This window comes from Faecalibacterium sp. DFI.5.82 (assembly GCF_029076575.1).
GTDB classification, from domain to species: Bacteria; Bacillota; Clostridia; order Oscillospirales; family Ruminococcaceae; genus Faecalibacterium; species Faecalibacterium duncaniae.
Window position 1 is genome coordinate 103934 of record NZ_JARFIS010000010.1, and the last position, 16936, is coordinate 120869.

The 16936-nt window shown below is 57.0% G+C and carries 16 protein-coding genes and 2 tRNA genes; 8 read left to right on the top strand and 10 right to left on the bottom strand.

Annotated elements, in window-relative coordinates; translation table 11 throughout:
• Nucleotides 1-54: 54 nt before the first annotated feature.
• Nucleotides 55-1845: a threonine--tRNA ligase gene (gene thrS, locus P0G09_RS12335; protein WP_097771397.1), complete on the top strand. Its 1791-nt coding sequence runs from the start codon at nucleotides 55-57 to the stop codon at nucleotides 1843-1845.
• 70 nt (nucleotides 1846-1915) lie between these two features.
• Here thrS and P0G09_RS12340 read toward each other — a convergent pair whose 3' ends face one another.
• Complete coding sequence (locus tag P0G09_RS12340; protein ID WP_249257625.1) at nucleotides 1916-2296, bottom strand: hypothetical protein; 381 nt, start codon at nucleotides 2294-2296, stop codon at nucleotides 1916-1918.
• A 169-nt stretch (nucleotides 2297-2465) separates the two neighbouring features.
• Between P0G09_RS12340 and P0G09_RS12345 the strand changes: the two genes are divergently transcribed.
• Together P0G09_RS12345 and P0G09_RS12350 are read left to right on the top strand one after the other, a co-directional pair.
• Nucleotides 2466-2738, top strand: a complete 273-nt coding sequence (locus P0G09_RS12345) for a type II toxin-antitoxin system RelB/DinJ family antitoxin (RefSeq protein ID WP_097773160.1) — start codon at nucleotides 2466-2468, stop codon at nucleotides 2736-2738.
• Complete coding sequence (locus P0G09_RS12350) at nucleotides 2735-3016, top strand: type II toxin-antitoxin system YafQ family toxin (protein ID WP_097773159.1); 282 nt, start codon at nucleotides 2735-2737, stop codon at nucleotides 3014-3016. The genes P0G09_RS12345 and P0G09_RS12350 overlap by 4 nt, the downstream gene beginning before the upstream one ends.
• Before the next feature lie 52 nt (nucleotides 3017-3068).
• Here the strand turns inward: P0G09_RS12350 and P0G09_RS12355 are convergent, their stop codons facing one another.
• From P0G09_RS12355 to P0G09_RS12370, 4 genes are all read right to left on the bottom strand, one after another.
• A complete protein-coding gene (locus tag P0G09_RS12355) occupies nucleotides 3069-4058 on the bottom strand; it encodes a helix-turn-helix transcriptional regulator (protein ID WP_275252813.1) in 990 nt (329 codons plus the stop codon).
• Between the two features lie 202 nt (nucleotides 4059-4260).
• On the bottom strand, nucleotides 4261-5322 hold the full coding sequence (trpS, locus tag P0G09_RS12360; protein ID WP_005934814.1) for a tryptophan--tRNA ligase: 1062 nt from the start codon (nucleotides 5320-5322) through the stop codon (nucleotides 4261-4263).
• Nucleotides 5323-5593: 271 nt separating this feature from the next.
• A tRNA-Asn gene (locus P0G09_RS12365) sits at nucleotides 5594-5670 on the bottom strand.
• 41 nt (nucleotides 5671-5711) lie between these two features.
• Nucleotides 5712-5786, bottom strand: a tRNA-Glu gene (locus P0G09_RS12370).
• 447 nt (nucleotides 5787-6233) lie between these two features.
• Between P0G09_RS12370 and pckA the strand changes: the two genes are divergently transcribed.
• On the top strand, nucleotides 6234-7838 hold the full coding sequence (pckA, locus tag P0G09_RS12375) for a phosphoenolpyruvate carboxykinase (ATP) (protein ID WP_275252814.1): 1605 nt from the start codon (nucleotides 6234-6236) through the stop codon (nucleotides 7836-7838).
• Nucleotides 7839-8005: 167 nt separating this feature from the next.
• Nucleotides 8006-8668, top strand: coding sequence for a helix-turn-helix transcriptional regulator (locus P0G09_RS12380; RefSeq protein ID WP_005934817.1), 663 nt, complete (start codon nucleotides 8006-8008; stop codon nucleotides 8666-8668).
• A 97-nt stretch (nucleotides 8669-8765) separates the two neighbouring features.
• Here P0G09_RS12380 and P0G09_RS12385 read toward each other — a convergent pair whose 3' ends face one another.
• Together P0G09_RS12385 and P0G09_RS12390 are read right to left on the bottom strand one after the other, a co-directional pair.
• Nucleotides 8766-10178: a glycoside-pentoside-hexuronide (GPH):cation symporter gene (locus P0G09_RS12385; protein WP_275252815.1), complete on the bottom strand. Its 1413-nt coding sequence runs from the start codon at nucleotides 10176-10178 to the stop codon at nucleotides 8766-8768.
• A 337-nt stretch (nucleotides 10179-10515) separates the two neighbouring features.
• Nucleotides 10516-12033: a sodium/proline symporter gene (locus tag P0G09_RS12390; protein ID WP_275252816.1), complete on the bottom strand. Its 1518-nt coding sequence runs from the start codon at nucleotides 12031-12033 to the stop codon at nucleotides 10516-10518.
• A gap of 221 nt (nucleotides 12034-12254) precedes the next feature.
• On the opposite strand from P0G09_RS12390, the gene P0G09_RS12395 reads away from it, so the two are divergent.
• Nucleotides 12255-13028 (top strand): AzlC family ABC transporter permease, encoded by a 774-nt coding sequence (locus P0G09_RS12395; protein WP_275252817.1) that lies wholly within the window; start codon nucleotides 12255-12257, stop codon nucleotides 13026-13028.
• On the top strand, nucleotides 13025-13357 hold the full coding sequence (locus P0G09_RS12400) for a branched-chain amino acid transporter permease (protein ID WP_097773152.1): 333 nt from the start codon (nucleotides 13025-13027) through the stop codon (nucleotides 13355-13357). Before P0G09_RS12395 ends, P0G09_RS12400 begins: the two co-directional genes overlap by 4 nt.
• 39 nt (nucleotides 13358-13396) lie before the next feature.
• Here P0G09_RS12400 and P0G09_RS12405 read toward each other — a convergent pair whose 3' ends face one another.
• Nucleotides 13397-14404, bottom strand: coding sequence for an asparaginase (locus P0G09_RS12405; protein ID WP_005934824.1), 1008 nt, complete (start codon nucleotides 14402-14404; stop codon nucleotides 13397-13399).
• Between the two features lie 147 nt (nucleotides 14405-14551).
• Here P0G09_RS12405 and P0G09_RS12410 point away from each other — a divergent pair, with 147 nt between their 5' ends.
• Nucleotides 14552-15406: an NAD(P)/FAD-dependent oxidoreductase gene (locus tag P0G09_RS12410; RefSeq protein WP_275252818.1), complete on the top strand. Its 855-nt coding sequence runs from the start codon at nucleotides 14552-14554 to the stop codon at nucleotides 15404-15406.
• Between the two features lie 56 nt (nucleotides 15407-15462).
• Here the strand turns inward: P0G09_RS12410 and P0G09_RS12415 are convergent, their stop codons facing one another.
• Both P0G09_RS12415 and P0G09_RS12420 read right to left on the bottom strand, forming a co-directional pair.
• Nucleotides 15463-15924, bottom strand: coding sequence for a hypothetical protein (locus P0G09_RS12415; protein WP_156058801.1), 462 nt, complete (start codon nucleotides 15922-15924; stop codon nucleotides 15463-15465).
• A gap of 29 nt (nucleotides 15925-15953) precedes the next feature.
• Nucleotides 15954-16916 carry a GTP-binding protein gene (locus P0G09_RS12420; protein ID WP_098924119.1) on the bottom strand — a complete coding sequence of 321 codons (963 nt, stop codon included), beginning with the start codon at nucleotides 16914-16916 and terminating at the stop codon, nucleotides 15954-15956.
• Between the last annotated feature and the right edge of the window lie 20 nt (nucleotides 16917-16936).

A 16936-nucleotide genomic window follows, 5' to 3' on the forward strand; every position in this document is an offset into this window, starting at 1 on the left:
TTGAGCGGGATGGAGCGCTTTTTTGTTTTAACTTTCATCAAAAGGAGAACCACTATGAAGATCATCTACAAAGACGGCCATGTGGACGAGTGCCCGCAGGACCAGGAACTGCATGTTATCCGACATACCGCTGCTCACATCATGGCGCAGGCCATCAAGCGCCTGTACCCCGAGGCTGACTTTGCCTTTGGCCCTGCCACCGAGAACGGCTTCTACTACGATGTCGATCTGGGCGACACCAAGCTCACCGATGACGATCTGGCCAACATCGAAAAAGAGATGCGCAAGATCTGCAAGGAAAATCTGGCCATCAAGCCCTTCATCCTGCCCCGTGACGAGGCTGTGAAGCTGATGGAGGAGCGCCAGGAGCACTACAAGATCGAGCACATGGCTGATCTGGCCGACGAGACCGAGTTCAGCTTCTTCCAGCAGGGCGAGTACGTTGACATGTGCATCGGACCCCACCTGACCTACACCAAGGCGCTGAAGGCCTTCAAGATCACCCAGCAATCCGGCGCATACTGGAAGAATGACAAGGAAAACAAGATGCTGACCCGTATCAACGGTGTGGCATTCCACAACCAGGAAGAGCTGGAAGCCTGGGAGAAGGAGCAGCAGGAGGCCCGTGAGCGCGATCACCGCAAGATCGGCAAGGAGATGGGCCTGTTTATGACCGACGACCTGGTGGGCCGCGGCCTGCCCATGTTCCTGCCCGCAGGCTACACCGTCTGGCAGGAGCTGGAGAACTATATCAAGGAGAAGGAGCGTGCACGCGGCTACCTGCACGTGATGACCCCCTGCATCGGCACCGTGAACCTGTACAAGACCTCCGGCCACTGGGATCACTACCGCGAGAACATGTTCCCCGCCATGGAGATGGAGGGTGAAAGCTACGTCCTGCGCCCGATGAACTGCCCCCACCACATGATGATCTACGCAAATCGTCCCCACTCTTACCGTGACCTGCCCATGCGCATCGGTGAGATCGCACACGATTTCCGCTACGAGTCCTCCGGCACCCTGAAGGGCATTGAGCGCGGCCGCCACTTCTGCCAGAACGATGCCCACCTGTTCTGCACTCCGGAGCAGATCAAGAGCGAGGTCGCCGATGTCTGCAACCTGATCTTCGAGACCTACAAGGACTTCAAGATCACCGATTACCGCTGCGTTCTGTCCCTGCGTGACCCCGCCGACAAGAAGAAGTACCACGACGACGATGCCATGTGGAACCACGCCGAAAACGCTCTGCGCGAGGTGCTGACCGAGCTGGGCATCCACTTCACCGAAGAGATCGGCGAGGCCGCCTTCTACGGCCCCAAGCTGGACGTGAACGTCAAGCCCGCCGTGGGTGCTGAGTACACTCTGTCCACCTGCCAGCTGGACTTCTGCCTGCCCGCAAAGTTCCACCTGACCTATGTGGACAAGGACGGCTCCGAAAAGACCCCCGTTGTCCTGCACCGTGCAATCCTGGGCTCCCTGGATCGCTTCATGGCCTACCTGATCGAGGAGACCAAGGGCAAGTTCCCCACCTGGCTGGCACCTGTTCAGGTCAAGGTCCTGCCCGTTTCCGAAAAGACCCTCGAGTATGCGGAGAGCATCACCGAGAAGCTGGTGGAGGCCGGTGTCCGCGTGGCTCTGGACGACGACAACCAGAAGATCGGCTACAAGATCCGTGCCGCACAGCAGGTGGACCGTGTGCCCTACATGCTGGTTCTGGGTGCAAAGGAAGCCGAGGCCGGCAACCTCTCTGTCCGTGACCGCAAGGGCGAGACCACCACGATGGAAGTGGATGAATTCATCGCAAAGGTCACCGAGGAGATCAAGACCCGCGCATATAACAACTGATTTCGCCTGAAATAAACAGTAAGCGCCGCGTTCCCAAGGGAGTGCGGCGCTTGTTTTATAATATTCTGTTTCAAACCCCGCTGCTGCCACGGGAGCTGATGCTCATAGGCGGCACTCCACTGAATACCGCCTGACCATTTACGGTGTTCTGGGTCATGCCGATAATATCCAGCAGCTGACTTTCACTGTACGTCGTCGGATAGTGGAGAATCGTTTCATTCTGGCAGATGTATTTTCCTGCCGCCGTTTCAACTGCGCCTGCACGTTCCAGCTTTGCCAGAATTTTTCCCAACTGTTTACGATCCAGCCGGGTTCCCTTTTCTGTCAACGCCGCAGAGAGCTGCTGCGCTGTCAGTGGCTTTTCCCGCACCAGCAGCGCCAGCGCCAGTTCGGACGGGGCCAGGTGGTACAGTGCCAGACCTTTTCTCAGCCAGATGCCTTTTTGTTTCATTTCGCAGCCCTCCTTTTATGATTCTGGCCTAAGTATATCATATTCTCCTGTTTTTGCAAGAATCGAACAGTTGATTTTTGCCTTTCCGAATTTTTGTGTTAATTTTTCGTGCAATGCATTGATTTTTTCGTGCAATGCATTATAATTCAATTGAAAGGAGTTGATTTTTATGGCAACCACGAATATCAGCATCCGGATGGATTCCGACCTGAAAGCACAGGCAGAAGCCCTGTTTGCAGAGCTGGGCATGAATCTTTCCACCGCATTCAACGTCTTTGTCCGTCAGTCTCTGCGTGACGGCGGCATTCCCTTTGAGATCAAGATGGATCAGCCCAACAAGGAAACCATGGCTGCCATGTTGGAAGCGGAACGCATTGCAAAAGACCCGAATGTAAAGCACTATTCTGATGTAGAAGAGGCTCTTCGGGAGTTGAAGCGATGAACCGCGATATCGTCTGGACGAACCAATTCAAGAAGGACTACAAACTTGCTCAAAAACGGCATCTCGACATTGATCTTCTGGATAATATCATCCGCACCTTATCACATGGGGAACCGCTCCCAGAGAAAAACAGAGACCACGCTTTGACCGGCGATTGGATCGGCCATCGCGAATGCCACATCCAGCCAGACTGGCTGCTCATCTACCGCATCGAAGACAATGTGCTCGTTTTGACTTTGGCCCGCACCGGCAGCCACAGCGATTTATTCAACAAATAATGCGAAACAAACAGCGCCGCTTTCCCATGACCGGGAGAGCGGCGCTGTTCGTTTACTGATTTTTTCGGTCTGCCCACGCACGGACGGCGGAGTAAAGGGCGGCGAAGACAAGCCCGGCCACGGCCCAGATGATCCAGCTCTTTTCCCAGTTGTTGTTCCAGAAGCTGACAGCGAGGTACACCGCCGTTACAAGGCACCAGTAGGCCCCGGCAAACCAACCGACGCGGCGGTTCGTCCACTTTTCGCGGACGGTGTATTCCCCCGTTTGCAGCAGCTTATCAAAGCTGCCCTGGGTCATCCCGGCCCGGATGAACAACTGTACTGCACCGGCCACAATGGCCAGCAGCAGGCCGACTGCGGCAGCGACCCAGAAGTCTGGTACTCCCAGCATGGCCGTACCCAGGATCGGCACCACGGCCAGCACACAGAGCACCACGCCCTGGGTCATGCTGCGGCGGTAGGTGGGCGCATACTCCTGTTTCTGCCGCTCCACGATGCCCTCCACACCATAGGCAAGGGCGATCTGCTCTTTTTCCAGATATTCAAACGCTTCCAGCCGGATGGCGGCGGGCAGGATGAGCAGCAGCCCCAGCGCGACGAAGAGCAGCAGGAAGATGACACCGAGCCCTGCCATCCGCTCTTCGCTGGGTGTACCATCGCTCCATGCGCCCAGAACAAGCAGCGCGATGGGACTGAGGATGCACAAGCCCACACCCGCCGCCATCTTCCCATGCACGGCCTGCACCGTGCTGAGATATGCGTTTGCCTCGTCAAATGAGACGGTGCGGCAGGGTTCTGTCACCCGCTCTTCCTTCGGCAGCGGGGCCGTGGCATCGGGCTGTTCCAGCTCATCTTTTAATAAGTAGTCGGTGCTCACTTCAAACAGAGCACTCAGCTTCAGTATTTTATCCAAGTCGGGGATGGACGTTCCGCCCTCCCACTTCGAGACAGCCTGACGCGAAACGTTCAACTGATCGGCAAGCTCTTCCTGGCTCCATCCATTCTGGCGGCGGAGCAGGGCAATTTTTTCTGCTAAGATCATACTGTATTCCTCATTTCAGCCGCAGTGCGGCGGGTGTGGATCGATCTTCGGACAGGTTCCTGTGGTCTTATCATAGCAGATTTTCCAGTTGACAACCACCAATTGCGGCTTGAAATTTGTCAACCAGCGGTTGCAGCCACGCAAAAACCGCCTGCACCCAGCATAATCGCATGGGCACAGGCGGTTTTGTTTCTACCATTTGTTACTTCAGCAGGTTATTATCCGCGAAGTAGTCAATGCGCATGGCTTTGCGGACATTGGCCAGGGTGGCGGCAGCGGTCTTTTCAGCCACGGCGCTGCCTTCCTTCAGGATCTCCACGACCTCGGGCAGGCGCTGCTCCCACTCCTTGCGGCGGTTGCGGATGGGCTCCAGCTCGGCCTGCATGACGGCGTTGAGGAACTTCTTGATCTTCACGTCGCCCAGACCGCCGCGCTGATAGTGGGCCTTGAGCTCATCGAGGTTCTGGTACTCCGGCAGGAACTCGGCGAAGTGTTCGGGGCGGCTGAAAGCGTCCAGATAGATGAACACGGGGTTGCCCTCCACCTTGCCGGGGTCCTGCACCCGCAGGTGGTTGGGGTCGGTGTACATGGACATGATCTTCTTCTTGATGTCCTCGGGCTCATCCGACAGATAGATGCAGTTGCCCAGGCTCTTACTCATCTTGGCCTTGCCATCGATGCCCGGCAGGCGCAGGCAGGCGGCATTCTGGGGCAGCATGATCTCAGGCATGGTCAGGGTCTCGCCGTAGACGGCGTTGAACTTGTGCACGATCTCGCGGCACTGCTCCAGCATGGGCATCTGATCCTCACCGGCCGGCACAGTGGTGGCACCGAATGCCGTGATATCCGCTGCCTGGCTGATGGGGTAGGTGAAGAAGCCCACCGGGATGCTGGTCTCGAAGTTCCGCATCTGGATCTCGCTCTTCACGGTGGGGTTGCGCTGCAGGCGGCTCACCGTGACCAGATTCATATAATAGAAGCTCAGCTCTGTCAGCTGAGGCACCATGGACTGGATGAAGATGTGGACCTTGTTGGGGTCCAGACCGCAGGCCAGATAGTCCAGTGCCACCTGCAGGATGTTCTGGCGGACCTTCTCCGGGTTATCGGCATTGTCCGTCAGGGCCTGCGCATCGGCGATCATAATATAGATCTCGTCGAACTTGCCGGTGTTCTGCAGGCGCACGCGCTCCTTCAAAGAGCCAACGTAGTGGCCAACATGCAGGCGGCCCGTGGGACGGTCGCCGGTCAGAATGATCTGTTTCATGGTAATGATTCTCCTTCTCCGTCAGGCGGCTCACCCTCTCAGTCATTGCTGCGCAATGCCAGCTCCCCCAAAGGGGGAGCCCTTGGCAGGGCCTTTCCCTCGTCCGGAGCTCTCCCTTTGGGAGAGCTGGCGCGCACGCGCCTGAGAGGGTGAGGCTGCTGGCCGCAAGGCTGCCGCTGACGCGGTATGCTTTTCTTATAAGTAGTATATCCCCCGCCGCATTCGCTGTCAACAAAAAGAAAAAAGCGATGGAACATTTCCATCGCTTTGCTGGCGCCTCTTGCCTGACTCGAACAGGCGACACCCTGATTAACAGTCAGGTGCTCTAACCGACTGAGCTAAAGAGGCATCTATATAAAACGGCATACAGCCGTTTTACTACTATAAAATGGTGACCCGTACCGGAATCGAACCGATGTTAAAGGCGTGAGAGGCCTCTGTCTTAACCGCTTGACCAACGGGCCATACGTCCATTTTCGCATCGGGGTTTCGCTCCCGACTCGATTATTTTAGCATAGCAGTCGTACTTTGTCAACAGGAAATTTCAAGTTTTTCAGAAATTTGTGCTGCGGGCCTCCCGCCCCGGTTTTCCGCTCTGGGATACCCAGTTGCATCCAGAATCGACAAAATATTATCAAAGTTGTGTTTTGGGTCTCTTTTCTTTATTTTGTTCGCCGCGGTTCCCCTTTCTTCTTATGAAATCACTTCAAACAGCTAAGATTCTGAATAAAATTTGTTACATTTATAAGAACCTTTTGTTCCCTCTGGTTGATTTTGGAACGATTTTATGTATAATGATAAACAGGAGAATACGCATCTGTATTTCTTCATCGCCCGCGCTGCCCATTGGCTAAGGGCATGTGCGTCGCGCGATCAGAATTGATCTGAACGAAAGAAGAGGTATAAGTATTATGGCAAAGGTAGATCTGAGCAAGTACGGCATTACCGGCACGACCGAGGTCGTGTATAACCCCTCTTACGAGCAGCTGTTCGAGGAAGAGACCAAGCCCGGCCTGGAAGGCTACGAAGTGGGCAAGGTCAGCGAGCTGGGCGCTGTGGACGTTATGACCGGCATCTACACCGGCCGTTCCCCCAAGGACAAGTTCATCGTGATGGACGAGAACTCCAAGAACACCGTTTGGTGGACCAGCGACGAGTACAAGAACGACAACCACCCCGCTTCTGAGGAAGCCTGGGCTGCCGTGAAGGAGATTGCAAAGAAGGAGCTGTCCAACAAGCGCCTGTACGTTGTGGATGCTTTCTGCGGCGCAAACAAGGACACCCGCATGGCTGTCCGTTTCATCATGGAAGTGGCCTGGCAGGCACACTTCGTCACCAACATGTTCATCAAGCCCACCGCTGAGGAGCTGGAGAACTTTGAGCCTGATTTCGTTGTTTACAACGCTTCCAAGGCCAAGGTCGAGAACTACAAGGAGCTGGGCCTGAACTCCGAGACTGCTGTTATGTTCAACATCACCAGCAAGGAGCAGGTCATCGTCAACACCTGGTACGGCGGCGAGATGAAGAAGGGCATGTTCTCCATGATGAACTACTTCCTGCCGCTGAAGGGCATTGCTTCCATGCACTGCTCCGCCAACACCGATAAGGAGGGCAAGAACACTGCCATCTTCTTCGGTCTGTCCGGCACCGGCAAGACCACCCTGTCCACCGATCCCAAGCGTCTGCTGATCGGCGATGACGAGCACGGCTGGGACGACAACGGCGTGTTCAACTTTGAGGGCGGCTGCTACGCAAAGGTCATCAACCTGGACAAGGACTCCGAGCCCGATATCTACAACGCCATCAAGCGCAACGCTCTGCTGGAGAACGTCACTCTGGATGCTGAGGGCCACATCGACTTCGCTGACAAGTCTGTCACCGAGAACACCCGTGTGTCCTACCCCATCAACCACATCCAGAACATCGTCCGCCCCATCTCTTCTGCACCTGCTGCAAAGAATGTCATCTTCCTGTCTGCTGACGCATTCGGTGTTCTGCCTCCCGTCTCTATCCTGAGCCCCGAGCAGACCCAGTACTACTTCCTGTCCGGCTTCACCGCCAAGCTGGCTGGCACCGAGCGCGGCATCACCGAGCCCACCCCCACCTTCTCCGCTTGCTTCGGCCAGGCTTTCCTGGAGCTGCACCCCACCAAGTACGCTGAGGAGCTGGTCAAGAAGATGAAGATGAGCGGCGCTAAGGCTTACCTGGTCAACACCGGCTGGAACGGCACCGGCAAGCGCATCTCCATCAAGGACACCCGTGGCATCATCGATGCTATCCTGAACGGCGATATCAACAACGTGCCCACCAAGAAGATCCCCTACTTCGACTTCGAGGTTCCCACCGTCCTGAACGGTGTTGACACCGGCATCCTGGATCCCCGCGATACCTACGCCGACGCTTCCCAGTGGGAGGAGAAGGCCAAGGATCTGGCTGGCCGCTTCATCAAGAACTTCAAGAAGTACGAGGGTAACGAGCACGGCAAGGCTCTGGTTTCTGCCGGCCCCCAGCTGTAAGCTCTGATCCCAGCATTTTTCTTCTGAACTCCATATAAAATATCCCCCGCTGCCTGTCCATTGACCGAACAGGCGGTGGGGGATTTGTGTTTTGGAGCAGGTAAACAAAGCGTCGATTGCCTTTTGGTGCGTGGTATGCTATCCTTTTTCCAAAGGATGTGAGCATAATGGATGCGAAAACGTTCGGGGCATTTCTTGCCCGGATGCGCAAGTCACAGGGATTAACACAGGCAGAGCTGGCCCAGCAGCTGCATGTAACAGATAAGGCTGTCAGCCGATGGGAGCGCGGGGTCGGCCTGCCGGACATCAACACGCTGGAACCACTAGCCGACGCGCTGGGGCTGACCCTTGCCGACCTGATGCACTGCCGTGACCCGCAGGAAGCAGATATTGCACCGGAAGTCCCGCTGGAAGATTTCTTTACCCTGCTGCGCCGTCAACAATCCATTGACTGGCGCTCGGTACGGGCAGTTTTGTTTTGGCTCAGTGCCGCACTGGCCATCTGGGGCATCCTCGCCTGCCCGGGCCGGATGGCCGTCCACTGGCGTACCCTGAGCAATGGGAACCTGCAGGCAGACGGCTGGCTTCCCTCCTGGGTGTTTTTCCCATTGTTCGTCGGGATAGAATTTCTCTCGCTGGAGCTCTGGAACAACTTTGAGCAGACCGGCTACTACCGACACTGGGGTGAGATAGGTGCCTCCGTCACCCGCTCCATGAACTTCTGCTCCCCTGCTGTCCGGCTCTGGAAGTTTGTGCTCGACCTGCTGTTCTTCTTCGGGTTCGGCTTCGCGATCCCCTGCGCTGAGATGATGGCGATTCTGATCAACTGAAAAAAGGAAAGCCCTCCCATCGCTCAAGCGAAAGGAGGGCTTTCTATCATCTTATCAGAAGTTTCCCGTTCTTCTATTCCTCTGATTTTAAGACCATTTACTTTTCGTTCTTTGCCCGGCGTTCTTTCAGATCGCTTTCCATCTGCGCCAGGGTCTTTTTGTCCAGATTGAACACCACGCCGTACGCAATGATCATCACGATATAGCTTCCCAGATACATGACCGGCACCAGATAGCGCATCCGGGTTGCCACTTCGATCGTCTGTGCAGCCTTCAGAGATGCATCATAGCCCAGTTTGGTTGCCAGAACAAGGCCCAGAGAAGGTCCGATGCCCTGTGCAAGCTTACGGAAGAAGGAGTGCAGTGCATAGGTAGTGCCTTCTTCTCGCACACCAAATTTCCACTCGTTATAATCGATCGCATCTGCCATCAGAGACCAGCTCAGGCAGCTTCCGATACCGCCGCCCAGCATTGCAATGACCTGACACAGGACATAAAGGCCGAGGCCCCGGCTGTCCGGTGTAATGGGCAGAACCAGCATCAGGACGTACGCCAGCGCGCAGACTGCTGAGCCAAAGGTCACGGCTTCTTTCTTGCCAAAGCGCTTGACGATACGGCTCACAAAAGGACTGAAGATGAAAACGCCAAAGTAGGAGATCATACCCACAATGCCGGAGATCTTTGCATTCTTGAAATAAGCCTGGAACAGGATCTGACCTGCAGTAGAGGCGCCATACATACCAATAAACGTTGCGATAGGTGCCAGCGTTGCGCCCACAGCCGGGCGATTATGGATAAAGTTGTTGAACGCCTTCACGATGTTGAACTTCGGTGCATCCTCTTTCAGCGTAATCGTGGTGTCCACACGCACCTTTGTGTTCGTGACCATAAAGCGGAAGCAGATCAGACCGATCACACCCATGATCAGAGCAATGACAAACATCTGCTCACCACGCAGGTTGTTCTGGTTATCATAAATGATCACCGGAATCAGCATACCGGTCAGAAGCGCACCGCCCATAGAACCAATGGAGCGGAAAGTCGACAGCTGTGCACGCTGGATCGGGTCATCCGAGATCAGAGACAGCATCGAGCCATACGGCACATTTGCAACGGTGTAGAAAGCATCCCAGATCATATAGCCTGCCACAAACAGAATGTTCTTGACCATACCGGGAGCCTGCGGGAACGGCAGATAGCAAAGTGCACCAGCCACGGTCAGTCCGATCGCACCGAACCAGATATAGGCAAGGAACTTGTTCCGGCGGTATTTGTGCGTATCCGCATCTACCATTGCTCCGATAATAGGATCGTTGATTGCGTCCCAGATCTGCACGATCAGCAAAAGGGATGCCATCAGGTAGTTGTCGATCCCCATAAACTGCGTCCAATAAATCGTCAGGTAGCCTTTGAGTGCAAAACTCATATTGCAGCCAAAGTCACCCGCTGCGTATGCAAGTTTATCACGCAATCCAAACCCTGCAGACGCATCCACTGTTGATTTCCCCATGAAAATACTCCTTTCTGAACTTTCCGGACAATTTTGGCACACCGCCCGCAAGCCGTATGCGTATTTATGAATCCATAATACGGCATCTCTTTCCAAAATGTTAGAATTTTTTTACGATTCCGCCTGAAGAATTTACGATTTAAAAGTATTTCTTGTTGTATTCTTTAATTCGTGCAGCATTTTTGTGACTCTGCACAAACAATCTTTTCTTTTTTGTATACAAAATATTTTTTCTTAGCCGAATCTTTTCTTTGTTGAGAACGGCGTTGTGCGCCGAGCATAAAGCAAGGGCCATTGCACGAGAATCTGTGCAATGGCCCTTGCTTTCTATTGTTTCTTATTTCGCCGCCTCAAACTCGGCTTCGATCTCCTTCGAGGGGGCGGGGGTGACCAGGCTGACCACCACGCAGACCAGCAGCGAGGTCAGGAAGGCGGGCAGCAGCTCATAGATGCTGAACACGCCGCCCAGCGGGCTGATGAGGTACTTCCAGACAAAGACCATCAGGCCGCCGGCGAGCATCCCGGCCAGCGCACCCTGCCAGTTGCAGCGCTTCCAGAACAGGGCGCAGAGCATCACGGCACCATACGCGCCGCCGAAACCGGCCCATGCAAAGCTGACGATGCCGAACACGCTGGAATTGGGGTCACGGGCCAGCACCACGCCCACCACGCTGACGCAGATGATGGTCAGGCGGGCGGCAAACAGGCTCTGGCGTTCGGTCAGCTTCATGTGGCCGAACTCCTGCAGGATGTTCTGGGAGACGCTGGACGCGGCAGCAAGCATCTGGCTGTCGGCGGTGGACATGGTGGCGGCAAGGATGCCCGCCAGGATCAGGCCCGCCAGCACGGCTGCCAGAATGCCGTGCTGTGCAATGAGGTTTGCAATGCGGACGATGACCGTCTCGCTGGAGGAGCCGCTCAGGTACTCCAGCGCGCCTGCCTTGGTCATGCCAAGGCCCACCATGCCGATGATGATGGAGGCTGTCATGGCAATGACGACCCACACGCTGGCAATGCGGCGGCTGAGTACCAGTTTCTTTTCATCCTCAATGGCCATGAAGCGGAGCAGGATGTGGGGCATTCCGAAGTAGCCCAGGCCCCACGCCATGGTGGAGACGATGTCCAGCAGGCTGTACGAGGTGGCCGTGCCCTCGGCAGCGTTGTGGCTGGCCATCATGGTCAGGTAACCGGGCAGGCTCTGGGCGTTGGCCACAACGGCATCCCAGCCGCCTGCCGCGCCAATGCCGTACACCAGCACAGCCACAAGGGCCAGGCTCATCACGATGGACTGGATGAGGTCGGTGGTGGTAACAGCGCGGAAGCCGCCCGTGATGGTATAGCCCACGATGACGCAGGCCGAGACCACCATGGCCGCCATGTAATCTACGCCGAACAGGCTGTGGAACAGCTTGCCGCAGGCGGCAAAGCCCGAAGCCGTGTAGGGCACAAAGAACACGATGATGATCACCGCGCCCAGTGCGTTGAGCAGATTGCGCTGGTCGTGGAAGCGCAGGGACAGGAACTGGGGCACGGTGATGGCTTCCAGATTGGCCGAATACCGCCGCAGCCGCCGGGCCACGATGAGCCAGTTCAGCCAGGTGCCCAGCGCCAGGCCGATGGCGGTCCAGCCGGGCGAGGCGATGCCGGTGAGGTAGGCAAGGCCCGGCATTCCCATCAACAGCCAGCTGGACATATCGCTGGCTTCGGCACTCATGGCCGTGACCAGCGGGCCCATCTTGCGGCCGCCAAGGTAGAAATCGGTGCTGTCGTTGTTGGACTTGCTGTATGCAACCCCAACCAACAGCATTGCCACCAGATAGATGATGATGGTGGCGATGATGCAGATGTTGGTCATATACTTTTTCCCCCTTGTCTTTCCAAATGAAAGTACGCTTTGATTTTACCACAGTAAAGCATCAAAGTGCAAGCCTTTTGGCAAAACTTTATCCTGATTCGCCAAAAGTCCACGAGTGACGGACAAAAAGTTTTCAAATTGACAGGAAACATCCGGCCCCGGGATTTTTCTTGCAAAATCCCGGAAATCTGTTATACTACCAATCCAGGGGGTTAGTGTATATGAAAGAATCCAAAACCATACAAGCTGTACCGGGCTCCGGTGTGGTGTGGCAGGCCTTCCGGGCCGCCGCACCCCAGACCGTGCCGGTGTTTGCAGGATATCTCGTATTGGGCATGGGCTACGGCATCTATGTGCAGAGCCTTGGCCTGCCCGTCTGGATGCCTATGCTCATGGGCACCGTGGTCTACGGCGGCTCGCTGGAATTTGTGCTGGCAAGCCTGCTGCTGGGGACCTTTTCCCCACTGTCGGCTTTTCTGATGGCGCTGATGATCCAGGCGCGGCACCTGTTCTACGGTCTGGCCATGCTGGAGCGGTACAAGGGCTACGACCTGCGCAGCTTTTACATGATCTTTGCCATGAGCGACGAGACCTTTTCCATCACCTGCTCTGCAGAGCCGCCGCAGGGGATCGACCGGGGCTGGTTCATGTTCTTCATCACTCTGCTGGACCAGTTTTACTGGGTCGCCAGCGCCGGGCTGGGGGCCGTGGTGGGGTCGGTGCTCCCCTTCAGCACCAAAGGCGTGGATTTTGTGATGACCGCCATGTTCGTGGTCATCTTCCTCAACCAGTGGGAAAAGGAAAAGCAGCATTACAGCGGCATCATCGGGCTGGCCGTGCCACTGGTCTGCCTGGTCCTTTTTGGTTCCGGCAGCTTCCTGCCGCCCTCAATGGCCTGCATTCTGGTGCTGCTGCTGGTTTTGCGCAAGCCCATTGAGCGGGCCGACGGCATCGTCCCCGGCCAAACGGAGAAGCAGAAGGAGGCAGCGCAATGACCACGTTCCAGATGGGTCTGACCATTGCAGTGTGCACGGCGGCGACCATGCTCACCCGCTTTCTGCCCTTTTTGATCTTTTCCTCCAAGGACCAGCAGCCGCCCGAGGTGGTACAGTATCTGGGCCGGGTGCTGCCCGCCGCCATCTTCGGAATGCTGATCCTCTACTGCCTGAAAAGCGTCACACCCTTTGCGGGCAGTCACGGCATCCCCGAGGCCATTGCCATTGCTGTGACCATCGCCCTGCACCGGTGGAAGCACCAGACACTGGTCTCCATCACCGGCGGTACGGTGTGTTATGTGCTGCTGGTGCAGCTGGTGTTCGCATAACAGAAACGGGAGGTGCCGGTGGGGCATCTCCCGTTTGTTTCAATGATAGAATGTATCAAAATTGATCTGCCGGTAGAACCGCTGCTGGAGCTGGTCAAAGTTCTCGCAGTTCTGGGCCAGCAGCCACATGACCTTGGTGACAACGGCCTCAATGGTCATATCGTGGGCCTCCAGGAAGCGGAAGCGGTTCTTGACCCGTTTGCCCACCTCGTAAATGCCCACATCGCTGCCCTCATAAGTGACCTGCGTGGTCAGGATCAGGATCTTGTGGGTCTTGTCGTAATCGCCCAGCTCCTCGGCAAAGGCATCCATGAGCCGCTGGGGAATGCCGCCCACGCCAAAGCTTTCCACAATGACGCAGTCATATTGTTGAAAGATGGCCGGGATAAGCTCCGGTCCAAGGCCGGGGGTCAGCTTGAGCAGGAACACTTTGGGGTTCAGCGCCCGGCCAAACTCCACCGGGCCGGTGGGCCAGGGCGAAGCCACATACCGCACCAGCCGGTCGCCCTGCACCAGCGCCAGCGCCGGGAAGTTGACCGACGCAAAGGCATCGTAGCTGATGGTCTTGTTCTTCTTGGCGCGGGTGCCCGCAATGACGTGCCCGCCAAACACCACCATCACACCCCGGCTGCCCGGGTCAAGAGCACAGATCACGCTGTCCCGCAGGTTCTTCTTGGCATCGGTGATCTCGTTGGAAATGGGCTGCTGGGCACCCGTGAGGATGATGGGCTTGTCCGCATTCTGAATAAGGTAGGACAGCGCCGCCGCCGAGTAGGCCAGCGTATCCGTGCCGTGGCAGATGATAAAGCCATCGTAAAGCGCATAGTTTTCCTGCACGGCCTTGGCCATCATCAGCCAGTGCTCCGGGCCAAGGTCGGTGCTGTCGATGCTGCACAGGTTGAGCGTTTCCGGGCAGCAGAGCTGCTGCAATTCCGGCAGATGGGCCAGCAGCTCCTCACTGGTCAGAACAGGCTTGAGCCCCTGTGCGGTGCGCACGCTGGCAATGGTGCCGCCGGTGGTGATAAAAAGCAGGCGCTGCTTGGACATAGGTTTTTCCCCTCCATGGTGTCGATTCTTGCGATGTTTTCAGTATAGCACAGTTCATCGGAGATGAAAAGTGCGGAGAGTTGAGGTATAATAGTTATCATAAGATCAAACTATCCTCTGTACAACCTACCATAAGGAGAAACTGCCATGTCTAACATTGTGATCATCGGTTCCGGCCCCGCAGGTGTCTCGGCGGCATTGTATGCCGCGCGCGCCGGGGTGCAGACCACCGTTCTGACCAAGGGCCCCGGCGCACTGGACCGGGCCGAGCTCATCCAGAACTACTACGGCTTTGCCGAGCCCATCACCGGTGCCGAGCTGGAACGCCGGGGCATCGAGGGTGCCAAGGCCGTGGGGGTGGAGTTCGTCACCACTGAGGCCGTGGGCCTGACCTACACCGACAAGCTGACCGTGGAGACACTGGCTGGGGATTTCCCTGCCGATGCCGTCATTCTGGCCACGGGGGCTTCCCGGGCAGCGCCCCGCATTCCGGGCCTTGCCGGGCTGGAGGGCCACGGCGTGAGCTACTGCGCCACCTGCGATGCCTTTTTCTACCGCGGCAGGGATGTGGCCGTGCTGGGCAGTGGAGAGTACGCCCTGCATGAGGTACAGGCCCTGCAGCCCGTGGCCCACAGCGTCACCCTGCTCACGGGCGGGGCCCCGCTGACGGCACAGTTCCCGCCGGAGGTGGCCGTGCGGACGGAAGCCGTAGAAGCCATCCTCGGTGAAGAGCGGGTCACCGGCGTGCAGCTGAAAGACGGCGGGACACTGGAAGTCTCCGGCGTGTTCGTGGCGCTGGGCGTGGCGGGCAGCACCGCCCTGGCCCGCAAGCTGGGGGCCGAGGTGAACGGCAGCCGGATCGTGGTGGATGACCACATGCAGACCTCCCTGTCCGGCCTATATGCCGCCGGAGACTGCACCGGCGGGCTGCTGCAGGTCGCCAAGGCCGTGTACGAGGGTGCCGTGGCAGGCACCGAAGCCGCCAAAGCCCTGCGGAAATGACCCAGACAGAAAAAGGACGCTGTGCCCTGCGGCACAGCGTCCTTTTATTGCTTTGCTCAGCTCTTGCAGCCGGATTCCTCTTCGATGCCGGTGAAATCGCTGGCCTCCGCGATCTTGGTGGTATCGAACTTGCCGTTCTCATCCTTGGGGGCAACGGCAGGGCCTGCCTCCACAGGATTCACGGTCGTTTCCTCTGCCGCAGGCTTTTCCTCGGCAGGCTCCTCTGCCCGGGCAGCTTCCACCACCGGGGCTGCGGGCGCAGTCTCGGGCTCGGCAGGAGCCTTTTCAAAGGCAGGGGGCCATGCGTCACCGGAAGCGGTCTCCTTGGCCTCGCCCTCGGCATAGGCTTCGGCAGTCTTTTCAGCCTCGGCGGGGTCCTTTTCAGCTTCCTCGGGGAACTCCACGTTTTCGACGTGGAGCGGGTCCTTGTCGTTCAGAACTTTGTCCAGCACGACGATGGCGGCACCGGTAACAGCCACAGCGGCAGCGGCACCCAGAACACGGAACAGAGTTTTCATGGTGAAGTCCTCCCTGTATAAGATAGGATTTAAGAGAATGTTACGACATCGTTCTGCGGCTTTTCGGCGGGCTCCACCGAGATGGCGGTCAGCACCGGGCCTTTGCCGCGGTAGATGTTGTGGAACTTGTAATTGACCTTGGCGGTCACAGTGACCCAGGCGCGCTGCTCCAGTGCCTTGTAGCCATCATAGCTGCAGGGGAAGCCCACGAACTGGATATCCTGCACGCAGCAGGTCATTGCAAAACGGCCGGGCACAAAGCTGTTTTTGCCCGCGCGGTTGGTCTGGCAGACCTGCGCCAAGAACCGGACGGTCTTGCCCACGTACTTCTGGGGCTCGTCCTGGCAGTCCATATACCAGATGCCGAAATCGTCCTCGCCGATCTCAACGATCGGGGCGTTCAGATCGAAGGGCAGCGGGTCAGGGATGTCATCATATGCCACGCTGCCGTCGGCGAACTCATAGGCGATATCGCACTTGCGGGAGGCCTGACGCACCAGCTTGTGCAGCTCCTGACGGGCGGCATCGTTGTTCACGGCCTCGGCGCGGTTGAACACGATCAGCTCACTGCGGGCGATCTTGTCCAGCAGCAGAGAGCGCATGGAGTTGTCGCGGGCGTAGGTCAGAGCCGTGGTGCCGTCAGCCGTGGCAATGCACTGGTAGACGATCCAGTTTTCGGGCAGGTTGTTGGCCAGATCCTGCAGCAGCCACATGCCGTTGTACTCAATGACCACACGGCCTGCACCGGATTCTTTTTCGAGCCTGGCCAGATTCTGGGGGTTCAGCTCCGCCTTATCCTCGAGGACCTTCAGGGTCACGCCGGGGAAGGCGAACTTCTTCTCGTTATATTCTTCCTCGCCCTCTTCGCAGACCAGCAGCAGGGTCTTGTCGCCGGAGTCGAAATTGGGGTCTTCAAAGGTCTCCTGAATGAACTTGGTCTTGCCGCTTTCGAGGAAGCCCACAAACAGGTAAACCGGGATCTCGTTTGCCATAATCGGTTTTTCTCCTTACA